Origin of the sequence: Streptomyces sp. NPDC051207 (genome assembly GCF_040682395.1) — a bacterium.
Classification (GTDB): domain Bacteria; phylum Actinomycetota; class Actinomycetes; order Streptomycetales; family Streptomycetaceae; genus Streptomyces.
The window spans coordinates 28971-48906 of sequence record NZ_JBFBAX010000012.1; the positions used below are offsets into that span (position 1 = coordinate 28971).

At 72.7% G+C, this 19936-nt stretch carries 21 protein-coding genes and 1 pseudogene; 16 read left to right on the forward strand and 6 right to left on the reverse strand.

All coding sequences use genetic code 11. The annotated features are described in order from the left end of the window. Nucleotides 1-126 precede the first annotated feature (126 nt). The 10 genes from AB0M97_RS14425 to AB0M97_RS14470 all read left to right on the forward strand — a co-directional run bounded on the left by AB0M97_RS14425 (nucleotide 127) and on the right by AB0M97_RS14470 (nucleotide 8875). On the forward strand, nucleotides 127-516 hold the full coding sequence (locus tag AB0M97_RS14425) for a hypothetical protein (RefSeq protein ID WP_365961163.1): 390 nt from the start codon (nucleotides 127-129) through the stop codon (nucleotides 514-516). Next, a complete protein-coding gene (locus AB0M97_RS14430) occupies nucleotides 513-1022 on the forward strand; it encodes a beta-hydroxyacyl-ACP dehydratase (RefSeq protein WP_365961164.1) in 510 nt (169 codons plus the stop codon). Before AB0M97_RS14425 ends, AB0M97_RS14430 begins: the two co-directional genes overlap by 4 nt. Then, nucleotides 1015-1761 carry a 3-oxoacyl-[acyl-carrier-protein] reductase gene (fabG, locus tag AB0M97_RS14435; protein ID WP_365961165.1) on the forward strand — a complete coding sequence of 249 codons (747 nt, stop codon included), beginning with the start codon at nucleotides 1015-1017 and terminating at the stop codon, nucleotides 1759-1761. The genes AB0M97_RS14430 and fabG overlap by 8 nt, the downstream gene beginning before the upstream one ends. Further along, nucleotides 1758-2243 (forward strand): DUF3995 domain-containing protein, encoded by a 486-nt coding sequence (locus AB0M97_RS14440; RefSeq protein WP_365961166.1) that lies wholly within the window; start codon nucleotides 1758-1760, stop codon nucleotides 2241-2243. The genes fabG and AB0M97_RS14440 overlap by 4 nt, the downstream gene beginning before the upstream one ends. Before the next feature lie 310 nt (nucleotides 2244-2553). Next, entirely contained in the window at nucleotides 2554-3219 is a 666-nt protein-coding gene (locus AB0M97_RS14445; RefSeq protein WP_365961167.1) for a helix-turn-helix transcriptional regulator, read from the forward strand. A 162-nt stretch (nucleotides 3220-3381) separates the two neighbouring features. Then, nucleotides 3382-4353 (forward strand): ACP S-malonyltransferase, encoded by a 972-nt coding sequence (gene fabD / locus AB0M97_RS14450; protein ID WP_365961168.1) that lies wholly within the window; start codon nucleotides 3382-3384, stop codon nucleotides 4351-4353. 14 nt (nucleotides 4354-4367) lie between these two features. Beyond that, nucleotides 4368-5969 carry an acyl-CoA carboxylase subunit beta gene (locus tag AB0M97_RS14455; RefSeq protein ID WP_365961169.1) on the forward strand — a complete coding sequence of 534 codons (1602 nt, stop codon included), beginning with the start codon at nucleotides 4368-4370 and terminating at the stop codon, nucleotides 5967-5969. A gap of 5 nt (nucleotides 5970-5974) precedes the next feature. Next, nucleotides 5975-6181: an acyl-CoA carboxylase subunit epsilon gene (locus tag AB0M97_RS14460; RefSeq protein WP_365961170.1), complete on the forward strand. Its 207-nt coding sequence runs from the start codon at nucleotides 5975-5977 to the stop codon at nucleotides 6179-6181. Between the two features lie 44 nt (nucleotides 6182-6225). Further along, on the forward strand, nucleotides 6226-7983 hold the full coding sequence (locus tag AB0M97_RS14465; RefSeq protein WP_365961301.1) for a biotin carboxylase N-terminal domain-containing protein: 1758 nt from the start codon (nucleotides 6226-6228) through the stop codon (nucleotides 7981-7983). 121 nt (nucleotides 7984-8104) lie between these two features. Next, nucleotides 8105-8875, forward strand: coding sequence for a LuxR family transcriptional regulator (locus tag AB0M97_RS14470; RefSeq protein ID WP_365961171.1), 771 nt, complete (start codon nucleotides 8105-8107; stop codon nucleotides 8873-8875). Between the two features lie 13 nt (nucleotides 8876-8888). Here AB0M97_RS14470 and AB0M97_RS14475 read toward each other — a convergent pair whose 3' ends face one another. Further along, nucleotides 8889-9491, reverse strand: coding sequence for a TetR/AcrR family transcriptional regulator (locus tag AB0M97_RS14475; RefSeq protein ID WP_365961172.1), 603 nt, complete (start codon nucleotides 9489-9491; stop codon nucleotides 8889-8891). A 49-nt stretch (nucleotides 9492-9540) separates the two neighbouring features. Between AB0M97_RS14475 and AB0M97_RS14480 the strand changes: the two genes are divergently transcribed. Next, the gene (locus tag AB0M97_RS14480) at nucleotides 9541-9942 is read left to right on the forward strand and encodes a hypothetical protein (RefSeq protein ID WP_365961173.1); all 402 of its coding nucleotides are present in this window, start codon (nucleotides 9541-9543) and stop codon (nucleotides 9940-9942) included. A gap of 125 nt (nucleotides 9943-10067) precedes the next feature. Here the strand turns inward: AB0M97_RS14480 and AB0M97_RS14485 are convergent. Next, nucleotides 10068-10420, reverse strand: a pseudogene (locus AB0M97_RS14485) (5,10-methylene tetrahydromethanopterin reductase); the annotation flags it as partial. A 225-nt stretch (nucleotides 10421-10645) separates the two neighbouring features. Further along, nucleotides 10646-11251, reverse strand: a complete 606-nt coding sequence (locus tag AB0M97_RS14490) for a lytic polysaccharide monooxygenase (protein WP_365961174.1) — start codon at nucleotides 11249-11251, stop codon at nucleotides 10646-10648. A 382-nt stretch (nucleotides 11252-11633) separates the two neighbouring features. Here AB0M97_RS14490 and AB0M97_RS14495 point away from each other — a divergent pair, with 382 nt between their 5' ends. Continuing rightward, nucleotides 11634-12398 carry a calcium-binding protein gene (locus AB0M97_RS14495; protein WP_365961175.1) on the forward strand — a complete coding sequence of 255 codons (765 nt, stop codon included), beginning with the start codon at nucleotides 11634-11636 and terminating at the stop codon, nucleotides 12396-12398. A 210-nt stretch (nucleotides 12399-12608) separates the two neighbouring features. Here AB0M97_RS14495 and AB0M97_RS14500 read toward each other — a convergent pair whose 3' ends face one another. Together AB0M97_RS14500 and AB0M97_RS14505 are read right to left on the reverse strand one after the other, a co-directional pair. Further along, the gene (locus tag AB0M97_RS14500) at nucleotides 12609-12983 is read right to left on the reverse strand and encodes a MazG-like family protein (protein ID WP_365961302.1); all 375 of its coding nucleotides are present in this window, start codon (nucleotides 12981-12983) and stop codon (nucleotides 12609-12611) included. Nucleotides 12984-13092: 109 nt separating this feature from the next. Beyond that, nucleotides 13093-13638, reverse strand: a complete 546-nt coding sequence (locus AB0M97_RS14505; protein ID WP_365961176.1) for a DoxX family membrane protein — start codon at nucleotides 13636-13638, stop codon at nucleotides 13093-13095. A 226-nt stretch (nucleotides 13639-13864) separates the two neighbouring features. Here AB0M97_RS14505 and AB0M97_RS14510 point away from each other — a divergent pair, with 226 nt between their 5' ends. Continuing rightward, complete coding sequence (locus AB0M97_RS14510) at nucleotides 13865-14191, forward strand: nuclear transport factor 2 family protein (RefSeq protein ID WP_365961177.1); 327 nt, start codon at nucleotides 13865-13867, stop codon at nucleotides 14189-14191. A gap of 427 nt (nucleotides 14192-14618) precedes the next feature. Beyond that, nucleotides 14619-16259, forward strand: a complete 1641-nt coding sequence (locus AB0M97_RS14515; protein WP_365961178.1) for an alkaline phosphatase D family protein — start codon at nucleotides 14619-14621, stop codon at nucleotides 16257-16259. Nucleotides 16260-16296: 37 nt separating this feature from the next. Here AB0M97_RS14515 and AB0M97_RS14520 read toward each other — a convergent pair whose 3' ends face one another. Next, entirely contained in the window at nucleotides 16297-17322 is a 1026-nt protein-coding gene (locus AB0M97_RS14520; protein WP_365961179.1) for a Gfo/Idh/MocA family oxidoreductase, read from the reverse strand. A 100-nt stretch (nucleotides 17323-17422) separates the two neighbouring features. On the opposite strand from AB0M97_RS14520, the gene AB0M97_RS14525 reads away from it, so the two are divergent. Beyond that, entirely contained in the window at nucleotides 17423-18730 is a 1308-nt protein-coding gene (locus AB0M97_RS14525; protein WP_365961180.1) for a multidrug effflux MFS transporter, read from the forward strand. Between the two features lie 56 nt (nucleotides 18731-18786). Beyond that, complete coding sequence (locus AB0M97_RS14530; protein ID WP_365961181.1) at nucleotides 18787-19854, forward strand: serine hydrolase domain-containing protein; 1068 nt, start codon at nucleotides 18787-18789, stop codon at nucleotides 19852-19854. Nucleotides 19855-19936: the final 82 nt, after the last annotated feature.

The following is a 19936-nucleotide window of genomic DNA, read 5'->3' on the forward strand; positions in this document are numbered from 1 at the left end:
TTGACCGCCCGCCCGCCTTTCGGCACCACCGCCGTACTGACGGCCGGCCTCGTCGGGAGGACCACCGCCGTACTGACGGCCGCCGCTTTCGCACCACCGCCGTATACGAAAGGAGCTGAACCCGCCATGCCCGTGGCCTTCGCCACCCCTTTGAACCGCACCGTGCGGACCCTCGAACGCCGGTCCGCCGGAGCCACCGCCCGGCTGACCGTCGGCGCGGACGAGCAGGTCTTCCGCGGCCACTACCCCGGCTTCCCGATCTTCCCCGGGGTCTGCCTGATCGAGACCGTGCACCACACCGCCCTGGCTCACCCGCCCGCCGGACAGGGGCGGCTGGTGCTCGCCGCCGTGGAGTCGGTGCGCTTCCTCAGTCCCGTCTTCCCCGGCGACGAGGTCACCGTCGACCTGGAGTGGAAGCTCAAGGCGGGAGCCTGGAAGGCGCACGCCGCCCTGTCCGCCTCCCGGGGCAGGACCGCCCAGGTCCGCCTCGGCTACGACCTGCGGGAGACGTCATGATCCCCGTCGACCGGCTCAAGGAGACGCTGCCGCACCGCTACCCGATGCTGCTCGTGGACCGGGTCACCGCCGTGGAGGCGGGAGTGTCCCTCACCGCCGTCAAGGCCGTCACCGTCAACGAGCCCTGGTACGCGCAGCTGCCCGACGACGCCACCGAGGACGACCACGCCTACCCGGTCGCCCTCCTGGTGGAGTCCTGGTGCCAGGCCGCCGGGGTGCTCGCCCTCTGGGAACAGGCGGACCCCGCCGAACTCGCCGGCCTGGTCATGCTGTTCGGCTCGATCAGCGGCATCCAGGTGCACGGCAGGGCACTGCCCGGCAGCCTCGTCGAGCACCGGGTGCGCCACGTCCGCAGCGTCGGCACGACGCTGATCTTCGAGGGCGAGAGCCTCCTGGACGGCGCGCCGCTGCTGACCGTCGGCTCGATCGTCATCACCATGCGCCCGGGCGGCGAACTGGCCGCACCCGGCGAGAACACCACCGAAGGAGAGCTGACCCATGCCTGAACGGACCGCCAAGGTGGCCCTCGTCACCGGAGGCTCCCGGGGCATCGGCCGCGCCTGCGTGCTGCGCCTCGCCCAGGACGGCTACGACGTCGCCTTCTGCTACTCGTCCCGGTCGGCGGCGGCCGACGAGGTGCGCGAGGAGGCCTCCCGGCACGGCACCCGCGTCCTCGCCGTCCAGGCCGACGTGTCCCGCGCCGACCCGGTGCGCGACCTGGTCAAGCAGGTCGGCGAACAGCTCGGCCCGATCGAGGTCCTGGTCGCCTCGGCCGGGATCGTCCGCGACAACCCGCTGCTCCTGATGACCGACGAGCAGTGGCACGAGGTGGTCGACGTCAACCTCACCGGCACCTACAACGTGTGCCGCTCCGTCGCCTTCGACATGCTCAAGCGCCGCTCCGGGTCCATCGTGACGCTGTCCTCGGTGGCGGGCGTCTACGGCATCGCCTCGCAGACCAACTACGCCGCCACCAAGGCCGGGATCATCGGCTTCACCAAGTCGCTGGCCAAGGAGGTCGGGCGGTACGGCATCCGGGTCAACGCCGTCGCGCCCGGCTTCATCGAGACGGACATGGTGTCCGGGCTCGACCCCGAGTACGCGAAGCAGATGGTCTCGGGCGTGCCACTGGGCCGGATGGGCACCGCCGACGAGGTCGCCGACCTCGTCTCGTACCTGTCGTCGGAGCGGGCCGGGTACATCACCGGGTCCGTGATGCAGATCGACGGCGGGATCGTTCTGTGACCACCCTGGTACGCACGCTGGTTCCGGCGGTGCTGACCGCCGCACTGGTGGTGATCGGGGTGCTCCATCTCGTCTGGGCGTTCTCGCCCTGGCCGCTGGACGACGAGGTCTCCTTCAGCAGGACAGTGCTCGGCAGCGACAGTGGCGAGATGCCGCCGCCCGCGCTGTCCGCGCTGGTCGGCCTGGCGCTGATCGCGGGCGCGCTGCTCATGCTGATGGTCAACCGGACTGTCCCGGCCGTCGGCCCCGCGGGGCTGCGCACGCTCGCCGGTTACGCCCTGGTCCTCGTCCTGCTCGGCCGGGGCCTGGGCGGCTTCCTGCTCAACTCGGGCGCCACCGACGAGTTCCAGCGGTGGAACAGTGCGCTGTACTCACCGCTGTGCGTGGTCCTCGGCCTGCTCGGCGCGGTGGTGATGACCGCGGGCAGGCGCCTGCCGCCGAAAAACGGAGCGGTTTCCTCCACCGATTCCGCAGCAATTTGAGGACCCTTCATGTTTCCTGCGGGAAACTAGTTCAATTATCACCGAATTGACGCGCGTTGACTGGCTACTTTGCGTCGCTATACAGTTGACCACGACGGCGTTTTTGATCATTGCTTTTCGTCGGGTCAGCAGTAGGGATGAGCGACGGGGCCCCAAGGGGACACGCCCCGTCGCCGTCCCGTGCCACGGGGGTGGACGCGAAGTGTTCGATCATGTGGAATCCATGCCGCATTCCGGCGGCGAAGCGGAAAGCGCGCTTCTCGAGATACGCTCGCTCATCGATTCGGTCTTCCCGAAGAACCAACTCGCGGTGGCGGAAAGCGACTCGCTGCTCACCACGACCGAGGACGTCCACAAGGCCCTGCGGGAACTCGCCGACCAGCTCGGCCGGGCCGAGCGCCGGGTGGACGTCGTGCTGCCCTCCGACCGCTCCGGGTCCGGGCTGCCGACGTTCGTGCTCTCCAGGGCGCCGAAAAGCCTGTCCGGCATCCGCATCCGCATGCTCGGCTCCGAGTCCACGGCCGAGCAGTTCGGGCTGCTCGACCTCAAGCGGCCGCGGCACGACCTGGAGATCCGCATCACCGACGCGCAGTTGCACGGCGCCGTCATCGTCGACGGCCGCACCGTCCTGACGCGCCACGTGAAGGAAGGCGTCTCGCACGCCGCGCTGGTGCGTGCCCCGGCCGTGGTCCAGTCCTTCAACGCCCTGTTCGCCGGCGCCTGGAAACGCGCGGTCCCGCTGTCTTTGGACCGCATTCGCCACGAGTTCCCCCACGAGGTGCTCGTGTGCCTCTGCGAGGGCTACATCGACGAAGTGGCGGCCCGCCAGCTGGACATGTCCGTGCGCACCTACCGCCGGCACGTGGCGGAGATCATGCGCCTTCTCGGGGCGAACTCCCGATTCCAGGCGGGCGTCTTCGCCGCCGAAGCGGGACTCCTGCGCGGCGAACGCGGTCAGGAGCGGCAGGCCGGCTGACCCTCCCGCCGGTTCCGAAACGCAACAAGCTGACATGCCCGTCAGGCACTTCTGACGGAATACCGGCCTCCTGTCAGTTTCTGGCCAATGCGCGGCCCGGCCTCCTTCCGGCTGCCTAGCGTCCGACGCATGAACCGACTCCCGTGAAAGGGGTGCGCCGTCATGGGAAAGACCGCATTCGTCTTCCCCGGCCAGGGATCGCAGCGGGTGGGCATGGGACTCCATCTGCTCGACCAGCGACCGGACCTGCTGGACACCTACTACCGGGAGGCCGACGACATCCTCGGCCTCCCGCTGTCCAAGCTCTGCTGGGAAGGCCCCGAGGAGGCCCTGCGCGACACGTCCGTCACGCAGCCCGCCGTCTTCCTGACCAGCATCGCCACACTGGACGTGCTGCGCGGACACGGCATCGGGCCCGCCCTCGTCGCGGGGCACAGCCTCGGCGAGTACACGGCCCTGGTGAGCGCGGGCGTCCTCGACTGGACCGACGCGCTGCGCCTGGTGCGCCGCCGCGGCGAGCTGATGGCCGAGGTCAACGTCCGGGTGCCCGGCCGGATGGCCGCCGTCATCGGCCTGAGCCTGGCCACCGTCGAAACCCTCTGCGCACGCGCGGCGGCCGGCACCGGCCAGGTCGTCGAGGTCGCCAACGACAACGAACCGGGACAGGTCGTCGTGTCCGGCCAGGCCGCCGCCGTCGACCTGCTCTGCGAGGCCGCCCGGGACGCGGGCGCCCTCAAGGTGGCCGTCCTGGAGGTGGGCGCGCCCTTCCACTCCAGCCTGATGGCCGACATCGAGGAGGAGTTCGCCGCCGAACTCGCCGAGGTCGACCTGCGCGCGCCGCGGGTGCCGGTGGTCTCGGGGGTCACCGCGGACCTGCTCGGCTCGGCCGTCGACATCCGCGACTGCCTGCGCCGCCAGCTCACGGGCCGGGTCCGCTGGACCGGCGCGGTGCGCGCGCTGGCCGCCGCGGGCGCCGAGGCGTTCGTGGAAGTGGGGCCCGGCCACGTGCTGTCCGGGCTGTGCCGGCGGATCGCGCCCGAGGTGCCGGGCCACCGGACGGACGACGCCCGCAGGCTCGCCAGGACCGTCGCGCTCACCGGCCACCGGACGGCCCGGCCCGGCACCGCGGCATGAAGGGGGACACGCACATGCGCAGCGTCACGGACACCGACGAGAATCCCCCGCCCACCGCTCCGGTGCGGGACCTGAGCACCTGGCTGGGCGAACTGACCGAACTCAAGACCCGGATACGGCGCGGCCCCGACCCGGCCGCCACCGAACGCCAGCACGCCAAGGGCAAGCTCACGGCCCACGAGAGGATCGAACTCCTCCTCGACAAGGGCTCCTTCACCGAGATCGAGGCGCTGCGCCGGCACCGGGCGACCGGCTTCGGCATGGAGCAGCGCCGCCCGCACTCCGACGGCGTGATCACCGGCTGGGGCACCGTGCACGGCCGCACGGTCTTCCTCTACGCGCACGACTTCCGCGTGTTCGGCGGCGCGCTCGGCGAGGCCCACGCCCAGAAGATCCACAAGGTGATGGACCTCGCCGAGGCGGCCGGCGCCCCGCTGGTGTCGCTGAACGACGGAGCGGGCGCCCGCATCCAGGAAGGGGTCACCGCCCTCGCCGGCTACGGCGGCATCTTCCGCCGCAACACCCGCTGCTCCGGGGTGATTCCGCAGATCAGCGTGATGCTGGGACCGTGTGCCGGCGGCGCCGCGTACTCCCCGGCGCTGACCGACTTCGTCTTCATGGTGCGCGGCACCTCGCAGATGTTCATCACCGGCCCCGACGTCGTGCAGGCGGTCACCGGGGAACGGGTGAGCCAGGACGAACTCGGCGGCGCCGACGTGCACGCCGGCACCTCGGGCGTCGCGGCCTTCGCGTACGACGACGAGGAACAGTGCCTGGAAGAGGTCCGCTACCTGCTCTCCCTGCTGCCCTCCAACAACCGCGAAGTACCGCCGAGGGCACCGGCCGCGGACTCGCCGACCCGCGCCACCGGGCGCCTGGTGGACCTGGTGCCGGCCGACCCCAGCAGGTCGTACGACATGCGCCGGGTCATCGAGGAGATCGTCGACGACGGCGAGCACTTCGAGGTCAGCGAGCGCTGGGCGACCAACGTCATCTGCACGCTCACCCGTTTCGACGGCCATGTCACCGGAATCGTCGCCAACCAGCCCGGCAGCATGGCCGGTGTGCTCGACATCGAGGCCTCCGAGAAGGCCGCACGCTTCGTCCAGTTCTGCGACGCGTTCAACATCCCGCTCGTCACCCTGGTGGACGTGCCCGGCTTCCTGCCCGGCGTCGGCCAGGAACACGACGGCATCATCAGGCGCGGCGCCAAACTGCTGTACGCCTACTGCAACGCCACGGTCCCGCGCATCTCGCTCGTGCTGCGCAAGGCCTACGGCGGTGCCTACATCGTCATGGACTCGCGTTCCATCGGCGCGGACCTGTCGCTGGCCTGGCCGTCGAACGAGATCGCGGTGATGGGCGCCGAGGGCGCCGCCAACGTCATCTTCCGCAAGGAGATCGCGGCGGCCGACGACCGGGACGCGATGCGCGCCCAGAAGATCAAGGAGTACCAGACCGAGCTGATGGGCCCGTACTACGCGGCCGAACGCGGCCTCGTGGACGACGTGATCGACCCGGCCGAGACCCGCGCGATCCTGGTCCGCTCGTTGGAGATGCTCCGCACCAAGCACGCCGACCTGCCGTCGCGCAAGCACGGCAACCCGCCGGTGTGATGGCGATGACGACACCTGCCCGCCCGGCCGCCCCGCACCTGACGGTCTTACGGGGCGACCCGGACCCGGAGGACCTCGCGGCCCTGCTCGCCGTGGTGATGAGCGGAGGCGGCGCGCCCGAACCGGTGGACCCCGGCCCGCTGCGGGCGGGCTGGGACCGCACCCACCGCGCGACCTGTCTCCCGGCCGGATCCTGGAGGTCACACCGATGAAACACCGGCCCGCCCCGCGGCGGACGCCCGTACCCGCCCGCCCGATACGCAGCATCCTCATCGCCAACCGCGGCGAGATCGCCGTCCGCGTGGCCCGGGCCTGCCGGGACGCCGGCATCACAAGCGTCGCCGTCTACGCCGACCCGGACCGGGACGCCCCGCACGTCCGGTCGGCGGACGAGGCGTTCGCACTGGGCGGCGACACCCCGGCGACCAGCTACCTGGACATGGCGAAGGTGCTGAAGGCGGCACGCGACGCGGGGGCGGACGCCGTCCACCCCGGCTACGGCTTCCTGTCCGAGAACGCCGACTTCGCCCAGGCCGTGCTGGACGCGGGCCTGACCTGGATCGGCCCGCCGCCCGCCGCGATCCGCGCCCTGGGCGACAAGGTCGCCGCCCGGCACATCGCGCAGCGCGCCGGGGCGCCGCTGGTCGCCGGCACCCCCGACCCGGTGTCCGGGGCCGGGGAGGTCGTCGCCTTCGCCGAGGAACACGGCCTGCCCATCGCCATCAAGGCCGCCTTCGGCGGCGGCGGGCGCGGACTGAAGGTGGCGCGGACCCTGGAGGAGGTGCCGGAGCTGTACGAGTCGGCGGTGCGGGAGGCGGTGGCCGCGTTCGGGCGCGGCGAGTGCTTCGTGGAGCGCTACCTCGACAGGCCGCGGCACGTGGAGACGCAGTGCCTCGCGGACGCCCACGGCAACGTGGTGGTGGTGTCGACGCGCGACTGCTCGCTGCAGCGCCGCCACCAGAAGCTGGTCGAGGAGGCGCCGGCGCCGTTCCTGTCGCGGGCGCAGAACGCGGAGCTGTACCGCGCCTCGAAGGCGATCCTGCGCGAAGCCGGCTACGTCGGCGCGGGCACGGTGGAGTTCCTGGTCGGCCAGGACGGCACGATCTCCTTCCTGGAGGTCAACACCCGCCTCCAGGTCGAGCACCCGGTCAGCGAGGAGGTCACCGGCATCGACCTGGTGCGGGAGATGATCCGCATCGCCGACGGCGAGGAACTCGGCTACGACGACCCCCTCTCGCGCGGTCATTCCTTCGAGTTCCGCATCAACGGCGAGGACCCGGGCCGGGGTTTCCTCCCCGCGCCGGGCACGGTGACGGCGTTCCTCCCGCCGTCCGGCCCGGGGGTGCGCGTGGACGCGGGCGTGGAGTCCGGCAGCGTGATCGGCCCGGCGTGGGACTCGCTGCTGGCCAAGCTGATCGTCACCGGAGCCACCCGTGAGCAGGCGCTGCAGCGGGCCGCCCGCGCGCTGGCGGAGTTCCGCGTGGAGGGCATGGCCACCGCGCTCCCCTTCCACCGCGCGGTCGTCGTGGACCCCGCCTTCACCGCCGAGCCGTTCACCGTGCACACCCGCTGGATCGAGACCGAGTTCGCGGGCGGCATCGAGCCGTTCACCGCCCCCGGCGCCGACGCGGCCGAGGAGGAGGGCGGCCGGGAGACGGTCGTGGTCGAGGTCGGCGGCAGGCGCCTGGAGGTCGCGCTGCCGTCGTCCCTGTTCGCCGCCCCGGCCCGTACGGCCCCGGCGGGCGGCGCCGGTCCCGTACGCCGCACGGCGAGGCGATCCGGCCCCGCGGCCTCCTCCGGGGACAGCCTCGCCTCCCCGATGCAGGGCACGGTCGTCAAGGTCGCGGTAGAGGAGGGCCAGCGGGTCGAGGAGGGCGACCTGGTCGTCGTCCTGGAGGCGATGAAGATGGAACAGCCGCTCAACGCGCACCGCTCCGGCACCGTCACGGGCCTGTCCGCCGAGGTCGGCGCGGCCCTCACCTCCGGCGCGGTCATCTGCGAGATCACGACGTGACGCGCCCGGGCCCGGCGGGGCCCGGGCGGCGGCAGGCAGCACCCGGCAGACGCGATTCGGCACACCGCCACCATCAGCCGGAACCATCAGAACCATCAGCACCGGACAGGAAAGGACCAACATGGGGGACGAGCTGGAGCAGACGCTGCTCCAGATGCGGGCGCTGGTCGAGGACGCGGTCTCCAAGACCCGTCAGCGCGCAGGAGCCGCCCAGAGCGCGGTGACCGTGGTGACCGATCCCAGCGACGAGCGCATCCGGCGGACCGCCGAGCGCCTCATCTCCACCGCGCGCCGCTCGGTCACCCTGGCGCTGCCGTCGTGCCAGGCGACCATGTCGGGGGCGCTCAGCGGCCTTCTCGACCGGCTGCGTGAGATCTCCGCCGTCGGCGTCGCCGTCCGCGTGCTCGGCGGCCCGGAGATCCTCGACGACCGCAACGTACGGCGCCATCTGGTGCCCCTGCCGCCGCGGGCCTGCTTCGACGTCAGGATCGCGGAGCACCAGCACCAGGCCGTCCTGATCGTGGACGAGCGGATGGCGCTGCTGCGCGCCGAGTTCGGCCGGGCGGGCGCGCAGACCGTGACGTTCCGCGTGCCGATCGTGCTGCGGGCGCTGGACGCCCTGTTCACGGGCGCCTGGTCCACCGCGACGCCCGCGCAGAGCTACCGCAGGGTCTCTGCACGCGGCCGGAGCGAGATCGCCCGGCAGGTGCTGGTCTGCCTCACCTCCGGCAACACCGACGAGGCGTCGGCCCAGAGCCTCGGCCTGTCGGTGCGCACCTACCGCCGTCACGTCGCCGAGCTGATGCAGGAGCTGGGAGCGGTCTCCCGCTTCCAGGCCGGGGTGCACGCCGTGGAACTGGGCCTGCTCGCCCCGGGCGCCCTGGCGGCATGACCGGGCGTCTGTGTCAGCCGCGCCGGAGGAGGGCGTCCATCGTCTCCTCCAGGTAGGTGGGGAACTCCTCGGGCGAGGGCAGCGCCGAGGGCACGGCGTGGCCGAGCTGGGTGTGGCCGAGATAGAAGCTGTACGCCATCCGGCCGCGCTGCCGCGCCGCGTCCTCGCCGAAGCCCAGCTCCGTGAACAGCCGGGTCAGATAGCCGATCCGGCGTTCGGTGACCTGCCGCAGCGCGGCGGCGACCTGGGGGTGGTCGGCGCTGGCCAGCAGGGAGACCTCCAGCGGATCGACGGCGGCCGGCTTGGTGACCTCGGAGAACAGCCGGCGCAGGCGCTTCTCCGGGTCCGGCTCGGTCTCCACCGCCGCGATGATCTCCTCGGTGTCCGCCTCCAGCCAGCGGGCGAGGGCGGCCTCGATCAGCGCCTCGCGGTTGCCGAAGTGCCAGTAGAAGCTGCCCTTCGTCGCCCCGAGCCGGGCGGCGAGCGGCTCGACCGCGACGGCCCCGAGGCCGCCGCCCTCCCGGATGGCGGCGAGCGCGGCATCCGCCCAGTCGCGGGCGCTGAGCCGGGCCTTCCTGGTCTGCCGCCGCTGCTCCGCCTTCTCCCGTTGCACCATGACCATACGGTACCGTATGGTTTCCATACGTCAGCGTATGGAGGATGCGATGCTCAAGGACAAGCCCGTGGCGGTGGCGTTTCCCGCAGGCGCCCGGCTGATCAGGAACGCCGTGGACCACCCCGACTACCAGGACGCGTACGCCATGGAGCTGCGCCCCGGAATGCCGCGCGATCCGGCGGCCTGGACCGGCATCCTGCGCGACGCCTTCCCGATCGCGGCGCAGCAGGACGGCGAGGCCCTGATGAACGTGAGCACGGCCGGCCTCGACGCCTGGGCCTCGATCGTCATCGACGACAACCGCGTCACGCTGTGCAGCTCGGTCAAGACCACCGCGTTGCGCTCCCGGCTGTACTGGGGCGTGGTGAAGCGGGTCCACCCCTTCATGGCGCGCACCATGATGGTCCGCACCCACCGCAAGCTGGCACTCGCCGCGCAGAACGCCGCGTAACCGCGCGGAGGAGGCCGGCATCCCGCACCCGCACCCCATCCGCAGGGCCCCGGGAGCCGGGCACCGCTCCCGGGCTCCGTCACGTCCGCGGCGGGCGGAGGTGGAAGGCGGGGGCCGCGCCACGCGAACGCCGGCATGATCCGCTCGGCGATCGGCCGCAGCTGTCCACGTCCGCCGCCCGCGCCAGGTCCCGGCCGGTGGACGCCCGCACCGGGGCGCGGTCCGTGACGGCGCAGATCATGTGGTTCACCCCGCTGGGCGCGATGTCCCGCCGGACCTTCTCCAGGCACTCCTCCAGCATCCCCGCGACGGACAGGCGCTCGGCGATCTCCTCAGACGTCAGCTCGATGCCGCGCCCCAGGTCCCCGGCCGCGATGGCCTCCACGACGACCGGCTTCAGCTCACCCGGGTCCACGCCGTTGCGGCGCAACTTCTCCTCCGGCCTGGACGACGCGTAGCTGCCGGAGGTGGTCCGCGAGCCTGCGGACCGACCAGCGGGTGAAGGGCGTGCCCAGTGCGGTGGGCCGGGTGGTGGCCGTCTCGACGATGAGGTTCTCGTCCTCAGTGCTCAGCAGGCGGGGACGGGAAGCCCCGTCGGGGCAGGGTGACCACAGGGGTCCCCTGCCCCGACGGGGCTCGGTCGGCCGGGCGGCGGGTTACCGGCGCCCGGCAGAGGCCGGTGCCGTGTGCGGCGCTCCCCGGCTCAGCCGAAGTTCACGTCGCTGCACCACATGTAGGCCTGGTCGAGGTGCGAGGCCTGCCAGATCACGAACACGATGTGGTGTCCGGTGTAGCCGGAGGTCTGGACGGGGAACGTGATGTTCTGCGCCGGGGCGAAGCGGCCGGTCTGCGTGATGAAGTCGAGGTTGCCCCAGCCCAGGGTCTGGGTCTTGGGATCGAAGCCCTGCTTGCTCACGTAGACCTTGAAGTAGTCGGCACCGTGGGACGCCTGGTCGTACAGCTGGATCGAGAAGTTGTTGCCGACGGTGGTGGTCTTCCACGGCCCGGGCTTGTTCAGGCTGGCGTTCCTCGAGAGGTTGTTGCTGCAGAGCGTCCCGTCGGGGGTCCGCGCCTGGAACTGGCCACCGAGGCCGTCGCGGAGCGCGCTCATCCAGTTCCACATGGTGTCGGGGTTGGCCTGCCAGGCCTGCCAACACATGGGGTCCTGGGTCTGCATCGCCGGGTTCGTGTGGTTGCTGCCCCACGTCTTCCAGCACTGGTACGCGCGGGTGGCGGGGCCGATGACGGTGCCGTGAGCCTGGGCGGGGGCCGACCAGGTCAGTGCGCCGACAACCACGGCGAACAGCATGACGAGCGCTTGGAGAGGACGGCGGAGGAACGACCGCGAACGCCCTGTTAACGGACTCTGTTTGGGCATGTGGGGGGAACTCCTTCCAGTGGCAAGGCTGTTATGGGAGCGCTCCCAACGGTAGGACTTCTGCGTGAAATGTCAATGAAACGAACGGAGTTGATCAAAGAGGCGGGTGGTGAGCAGGGAATCTGCCGTGAAACCGGGAGCCAGAACCGTTCCCGGGACCGGACAGCGGGACGTGGCATGACGCCGCGTCAGCACGCGGTCTTGCAAATCCGGACCAGCAGGGGAGACTGCCTTCACAACCGGGTCCTCCCGGTCCCCGGCAGCACCACGCCACGCAGGTCGGTCCACCGTCACTCCACCGAGATGAGGTCTCGTGAACCGAAACCGAGCCGCCGTCAGCGCGGCCGCCGTGACCCTGCTCACCGCCAGCCTCGCCGTCGGCCCGGCAGCCGCCACCACCGAGGCGAAGGCCCGCGTCGGAGCCGACTGGGCAACTCAGTCGATCGTCTTCACCGCCGCCGCAGGGCAGACCAACGACCTCAACATATTCCCCATGTACACCAGCGACGGGATCCGGCGGATCGGCTTCAGGGACGTGGTCCCGCTCGAACCGGGCGACCACTGCGCGTACTCCAGAGCCGAGGACACCACCTCCGTCGTCTGCGAGCTGCCCGCCGACAGCCCCCGGCCCGACAGGATCGACGTCTTCCTCGGCGACGGCAACGACACGGTCGCCGCCTTCACCCCCGGGGTCGGCACCGTCAGCGGCGGCCCCGGCGACGACGAACTGCACGCCCACACCGCACGCACGGTGCTGGGCGGCGCGGGGAACGACATGGTCATGGGACCCGCCGCCCTGCACGGCGGCGACGGCATGGACCACCTGATGGGTGACAGTGGCAACCAGCAGATGTGGGGCGACCGGGGCGACGACATGATCGAGGGCTACGGCGGGAACGACACCGTGCACACCGGCCCCGGCGACGACCACGCCATGGGCGGGGACGGCCGCGACATCCTCCTCGGCGGCCCCGGCAACGACACACTGCACGGCGAAGGCGGCGACGACCTCCTCTGCGGTGGCACCGGAGAGGACGCCCTCGAAGGCGGCCCCGGCCGCAACATCGTCCTCCCGTAACTGCGTCTCCACGCCCGACGGCCCTGGCCCGCGGCGCGAACAGCGTCGCGGGCGCCGAGCCGTCGGCGACCCGCCACCCGAGCCGCGTCAACCGCGAACGCCGCGGACGGCAGGTCCCCGCGCGACACGAGGTGACCCGGCGGAACCGGACCGTCGAACCTGTCGGCCGGCGCGGGCGCGAGTGCCCACCTTCCATGTGAGTCCGCGTCGTCAACTGTCCAGAGGGCGTGGCGCGTTGCCGGTGGCGAGCGAGCGGTTCCGGACCCTGGTCAGGTGGTGGGTGAACACCTCGCGCGCGTCGGGAGTGAGCGTGCGCAGCGCCACCAGCGCCGCGAACACCACGTCGCACAGTTCCGCCTGGACGTCCTCCCAGGTGTGCGTCACGCCCTTGCGCGGGTTCTGGCCGGTCGCCCCGATCACCGCCTGGGCGACCTCGCCGACCTCCTCCGACAGCTTCAGCATGCGCAGGGCCAGGCCCTCGCGGCCGTCGTGGGCGCGGTGGGAGTCCAGCCAGGCCCACAGCTCTTCCACCGTGGACCACAGGTCGGGCGAGTCGGCGGCGGGCGCGGGAACCGTCCGTGTCATCCCGTGCGCGGTCCTGTCGTGCCCGGCCCCGTCGTGCTCGGTCTTGCGCTCGGTCATGTGCTCGCTCATGCGCCCGAGCCTGCCACGCCGGACTGGCGGACCGACCGGCCTACTCCTCGAACAGCGCCTCCTGCTCGCCCTCCCTCTGCTGCCGCAGCCTGCGCCCCCGCGCTGCCACCACCAGCGCCGTCGCCGCGCCCGTCACCGCGAAGGCCGCCGGGATCATCCAGCCCCGGTTGACGGCGTGGCCGAGCGCGTGGTCCAGGGAGATCCGGCCGGGGCCCGTGACGGCGAGACCGGCCGCAGTGAGGCCGAGGGTCGCGGCGTACTCGTAACCGCCGCTCTGGTTGAAGAAGCCGTTCGGGGCGTGCACCGCGGCGGCGCCCGCCATCGCGCCCGCCGCCGCCGCACCGGCGGCGGGCGTGGCCAGGCCCAGCGCCAGCAGGGTGCCGCCGCCCAGTTCCGCGATCCCGGCGGCGGTGGCGCTGGCGGTGCCCGGCGCGTACCCGATGGACTCCATGAACTGGCCGGTGCCCTCGATGCCGCCGCCGCCGAACCAGCCGAACAGCTTCTGCGCGCCGTGCGCGGCGAGGGTGGCCCCGGCGCCCAGCCGGAGCAGCAACAGGCCCAGATCGCCTCGGTCGTAACAGGTCACGGTGTCTCCCGGGTCGCGGTACGGGGTCGGTGGGTGCCGACCGGGTCGGCGGGGCCGGCCGGGGTCGGCGGGGTCGGTGGGTGCCGCAGAGGTCGGCGGGCGCCGACAGGTTCCCCGCGCCCCGTCTGCGGCTCCGTCCTCCACCGTCGCACCGCTGCCACCCGTCCGGCCCGTCCGGGCGGCCGTTCGGGTGGCGGGGGCCGGGGGGCGGTGTGACGCTGCCCGCATGACCATTCAGACAGCCAAGCTCAGCGATCCCGCGGTGCGGGCCTTCGTCGACGCGGTCAACTCCCACGACCGGGAGGGCCTCATGGCGCTGCTCGCGCCGGGCGCGACGATGTCCGACGACGGCTCGGACCGGGACCTCGCGAAGTGGGTGGACCGGGAGATCTTCTCCTCGCACGGTCACCTGGAGGTGGACAACGAGTCGCGGGGCGGCCGTTCGCTGCTCGCCCGCCACCGGAACGACGTGTGGGGCGAGATGCGCACCCGCTGGAGCTTCACCGTGGACGGCGACGGCCGCATCACCCGCTTCGAGACGGGACAGGCCTGACGCCTCCCGGCGCCGCCGCGACCGGCGGCCGTGCGGCAGCCGCTCCACCGACCGGTGCGCATCCCGCGCTGTCACGCGGGATCCACCCCCACCCGGTGCGGTGGAGCGGCTGCCCCCTCCCCCTCGGAATGGTCCGGGCGGGCCCGTCGACGTCGGGCCCGGTCGACGGAAGGCCAGTGCTTCAAGTGTGAAGCTCCGGTGGAGATGAGTTGAGCATAAGTCCTTGACCGGCCGCAATGGTACGGACGGTCACATTCCGTTTGTGCTGATTCGTGCGGCGTGAAAGCCGGGCCCCCGGCCCGCGCACGGCACGGCCCGCCATCCGGACCTCATCAAACCGCCATGAGTTTGTCGTGTACGCGCCTGTCGGGTGTCGTCCCCGGCCAGTCCAATGCCCCCCTGTACTCATTCCACAGGGGAGGACCGGATGACATCCGAGGCCCGTCAGTCCCAGCACGCACCCGAACTGCGCGCCGCCGCCCGCCACATCGGCCGCCGCCGCTTCCTGACCGCCACCGGTGCCGCCGCCGCGCTCGCCTTCGCGGTCAACCTGCCCGCCGCCGGCACGGCGAGCGCCGCCGAACTCGACGCCCGGCGCATCACCGACGACCCGTTCACGCTCGGCGTCGCCTCCGGCGACCCGCTGCCCGGCTCCGTGCTGCTGTGGACCCGGCTGGCCCCGGCCCCCTACCAGCCCGACGGCGGTCTGCCCGCCGAACGCGTCACCGTGCACTGGGAACTCGCCCACGACGAGCGGTTCCGCCGGATCGTCAGACGCGGCGCCGCGACCGCGCACCCCGAGTTCCACCACACCGTCCACGTCGAGGTCGGCCACCTGCCCGCCGACCGCGTCCTCCACTACCGCTTCCGCGTCGGCGACTGGGTCAGCGAGACCGGCCGCACCCGCACCGCCCCGCTGCCCGGCAGCGACACCGGCCCGCTCACCCTCGCCGCCGTGTCCTGCCAGGCGTACCACGAGGGCTACTTCACCCCGTACGCCCATCTCGCCGCCGACGACGTCGACGTGGTCTTCCACCTCGGGGACTACCTCTACGAATACGCCGTCACCTCCGCGGGCGGCACACGCAACTACACCGACCGCACCCTCCCGGCCCTCTTCAACCGCGAGACCGTCACCCTGGAGGACTACCGGCTGCGCTACGCCCTCTACAAGACCGACCCCGACCTCAGGGCCGCGCACGCCGCCCACCCCTTCGTCGTCACCTGGGACGACCACGAGACCGAGAACAACTACGCGGACGACACCCCCGAGAACAGCGTCCCGCCGGAGGAGTTCCTGCTGCGCCGCGCCTCCGCCTACCGCGCCTACTGGGAGCACCAGCCGCTGCGCCGCCCGCAGCTGCCCAGCGGCCCCGACATGCAGCTCTACCGGCGCCTGCACTGGGGACGGCTCGCCCAGTTCGACGTCCTCGACACCCGCCAGTACCGCTCCAACCAGGCGCAGGGCGACGGCGCCCGGGTGCCCGGGCCCGAGGTGGACGACCCGGCGCGCACCATGACCGGCGAGACGCAGGAGCGCTGGCTGCTCGACGGCTGGCGCACCTCGCGGGCGCTGTGGAACGTCGTACCGCAGCAGGTCGTCTTCTCGCAGCGGAAGTTCGACCTCACCGAGCCGTCCCGCGTGTCGATGGACGCCTGGGACGGCTACCGCCCCTCCCGCCGCCGCGTCCTCGACGGCGCCGAGGCCGCCGGCATCGAGAACCTGATGGTCCTCACCGGCGACGTGCACGTCGGCTACGCCTTCGACATCAAGGACGACTTCGGCGACCCGGCCTCCCGCACCCGCGGCACCGAGATCGTCGCCACGTCCATATCCAGCGGCAGGGACGGCGCCGAGAAGCCCGCCAACTGGAACACGTACATGACCGCCAACCCGCACCTGAGGTTCTACAACGGCCGCCGCGGCTACGTGAACGTCACGCTCGGGCAGCAGCAGGCCCGCGCCGACTACAAGACGGTGCCGTACGTGTCCACGCCGGGGGCGCCGGTCACGACGGCCGCGTCCTTCGTCACCGAGGCGGGGCAGCCGGGCCTCAAGCCGGCATGACGCACCGGACGCCGGGTCGGGCACGGCGCGCCGCGCCTCAGGCCGGGACGAGCTCCGCCGCCGGGTCCGCCTCGCCCGGGTAGCGGACCCCCACGCGGTCCCGGACCGCGTCCAGCGTCCGCATCACCGCGAGCGTGCCCTCCAGCGGCACCAGCGGCGACTCGGTCTCACCGGCCCGCAGCGCCCGCATCACCTCGCGCGCCTCGTGCTTGAGGCCGGCGCGCGGACCGTCCGCCGGGTCGGCCGTGAACTCCTCGGGGTCACGGCCGTCCCGGTGCAGCACGAACCGGTCCGGGAAGAAGAACCCGCCCGGCACGTCGATACGGCCCGCCGAGCCGGTGACGGACGCGGACGTCGCCGTGCCGCTCACGATGGAGCAGTGCACCGAGGCGAGCGCGCCGCTCTCCCACGCCAGCAGCGCCCCCGTCTGCAGATCGACGCCCTCCTCCGAGAGCACCGCCCGCGCCGTGACGTCCGACGGCTCCCCGAGCAGCAGGTGCGCGAACGACACCGGGTACACGCCCAGGTCGAGCAGCGCGCCCCCGCCCTGCGCCGGATCACGCAGCCGGTGCGACGGCGGGAAGGGCCCCGCAAGCCCGAAGTCCGCCTGCACCGTGCGCACGTCACCGACCGCCCCGTCGTCCACGAGCGCCTTCAGCCGTCGCACCAGCGGATTGCAGTACATCCACATCGCTTCCATCAGGAAGCTGCCGCGCTCCCGCGCCAGCGCGACCAACTCCCGCGCCTCGCGCGCGTTCAGCGTGAACGCCTTCTCGCACAGCACGTTCCGCCCGGCCTCCAGGCACAGGCCCGCGGCGGCCCGGTGCGCCGCGTGCGGCGTCGCCACGTACACCACGTCGACGTCCTCGTCCCGCGCCAGCGACTCCCACGCGCCGTACGCCCGCGCGATGCCGAACCGGTCCGCGAACGCGTCCGCCGCCGCCTGCGTGCGCGACGCCACCGCCACGACCTCCGCGTCCGGCAGGTCCACCAGGTCCGCCGTGAACGACGCCGCGATCCCGCCGGTCGCCAGGATGCCCCAGCGCACGCTGCGTTCCGTCATTACCGGTCCCCACCTCGATCGTGTGACCCTCGCCACGTCGTACGAGCAGCCCGTTCGAGCTGAGAGCATAGGTGGCGGATCACCAGGAGAGGGAGGGCACATGCCCGAGCGCGGGGCGCCGACAACGGACAGCACACCCAAGGCGGCCATACCGGAAGCAGGCCGTGCGAGGGCCGCGCTCCGCCGCACCGGCCTGCTCGTCACCCTCGTCCTCGGCGGCCTCACCGCCACCCCGCCGCTGGCGATGGACATGTACCTCCCGGCGCTCCCCGAGGTCACCCGCTCCCTGCACGCGCCCGCCGCCACCGTCCAGCTCACGCTCACCGCCTGCCTGGCCGGCATGGCACTCGGCCAGCTCGTCATCGGCCCGATGAGCGACCGATGGGGCCGCAGGCGCCCGCTGCTCACCGGCCTCGCCGTCTACGTCGTCGCCACCGCCCTGTGCGCCCTCGCACCGAACGTCGAACTCCTCGTCGCCCTCCGCCTGGCCCAGGGCCTCGCCGGCGCCGCCGGCATCGTCATCGCGCGGGCCGTCGTCCGCGACCTGTACGACGGCATGGCCATGGCCCGGTTCTTCTCCACGCTCATGCTGATCTCCGGCGTCGCCCCGATCGTCGCGCCGCTCATCGGCGGCCAGATCCTGCGCGTCACCGACTGGCGGGGCGTGTTCGTCGTCCTCACCGGCGTCGGCGCCCTGCTGGCCGCCCTGGTGTGGGCGAAGCTCCCGGAGACCCTGCCCGCCGCCGAACGGCACTCCGGCGGCGTCGGCGAGGCGCTGCGCTCCATGCGCGTCCAGCTCGCCGACCGCGCCTTCACCGGCTACCTGCTCACCGGCGGCTTCGCCTTCGCCGCGCTGTTCGCCTACATCGCCGCCTCGCCGTTCGTCGTCCAGGAGATCTACGGGGCCTCCCCGCAGACGTACAGCCTGCTGTTCGGGCTGAACTCCGTCGGCCTGATCGCCGTCGGCCAGTTCAACGGGCGGGTCCTCGTCGGCCGGGTCGGCCTGAACCGCGTCCTCGCCGCCGGGCTCCTGGTCGTCGTCGGCGCCGCCACCGCGCTGCTGCTGATGTCCCTCGGCGTGTTCGGCGAGGTGGGGCTCTGGGCCGTCGCCGCCGCGCTGTTCGTCCTGATGTCCGCCATGGGCATCGCCCTGCCCAACGCGCAGACCCTCGCCCTGATGCGCGTGGAGCGCTCCGCGGGGTCCGCGTCCGCGCTGCTGGGCACCTCGTCCTTCCTCATCGGCGCGGTCGCCTCCCCGCTCGTCGGCGTCGCCGGGGAGGACACCGCCGTCCCGATGGCCGTCGTCCAGCTCGCCTCGGCGCTGGTGGCGCTGGCCTGCTTCGCGGGCCTGTGCCGCACCCGCAGGGCCCCGGTGGCGGCGGCCCCGGCCGAGGAGGCGAGGAACTGAGCGCGCCGAGACTGCGCGGCGGCAGCCCCGAACGGGCCGGACTCGACCCGGGGGAGATGCGCCGCCTCGTCCAGGAGGTCCACGACCTCACCACCGGCGACCGCCCCTGGGCGGCCGGAGCCGTCGTCCTCGCCGGACGCGGCCCCGTGCTCGCCGTCGCCCAGGCGGCGGGCTGGGCCGTCCGGTACGTCGCCCACGACCCGGCGACCGGGCGGGGCGTGGAACTGCCCGCCCACGCGCGCGTGCCGATGACCGTCGACACACCCTTCGACCTGGCGTCCCTCACCAAGCTGTTCACGTCCGTCGCCGCCGTGCAGCAGATCGAGCGCGGCACCCTCGGCATCGACGCGCTGGTCGGCGCCTACCTGCCCGACTTCCACGCCGCCGCCCGGCACGGCCTCACCGTGCGCCACCTGCTCACCCACACCTCCGGGCTGCGCCCCGAACTCCCGCTGTACGACTGCGCCGGCGCCGCGGAACGCCTGGCGCTGCTCCAGGCCGCGGAACCGGCCGCCGAACCCGGCACGCACTGCTACTCCGACCTGAACATGCTCCTGCTCCAGCACGTCCTGGAACGCGTCACCGGGCGCCCCCTGGACGTCCTGGTCCGGGACGGCATCACCCGCCCCCTGGGCATGACCTCGACCCGCTTCGGACCCTGCCCCGGCGCGGCGGCCACCGAGGACCAGCGCCGGCCGTGGGCCAAGGCGGACCGGGGCATGCTGCGCGGCGAGGTCCACGACGAGAACGCGTGGGCGCTCGGCGGCGTGGCCGGTCACGCCGGCCTGTTCGCCACCGGCCCGGACCTCGCGGTGTTCTGCCGCGCCCTGCTGGCGGGCGGCTCGTACGGCCCCGCCCGCATCCTCGGCCCCGACCTCGTGGACCTCCTGCTCACCCCGCCGGGCCTGGGCTTCGCCATGGACCAGCCGTGGTTCATGGGCGAGCTGTCCGGCCGGGGCGCGGCGGGCCACACGGGCTTCACCGGCACGTCCCTGGTCCTGGACCGGGCGACGGACACCTTCCTGATCCTCCTCGCCAATACCGTCCACCCGAAACGACGCCCCCCGGACAGCCGCCCGAGAGCGGCGGCGGGGACACGGGTGGCGAGAGCGGTCCGCAGCTGAGGCCTTCGGCGCCCCCGGCTGATCCCGGCCCGCCCGGCGCTCGGGGACCAGGCGCGAAGCGCCGCCCCCCAACGCCCGCCCT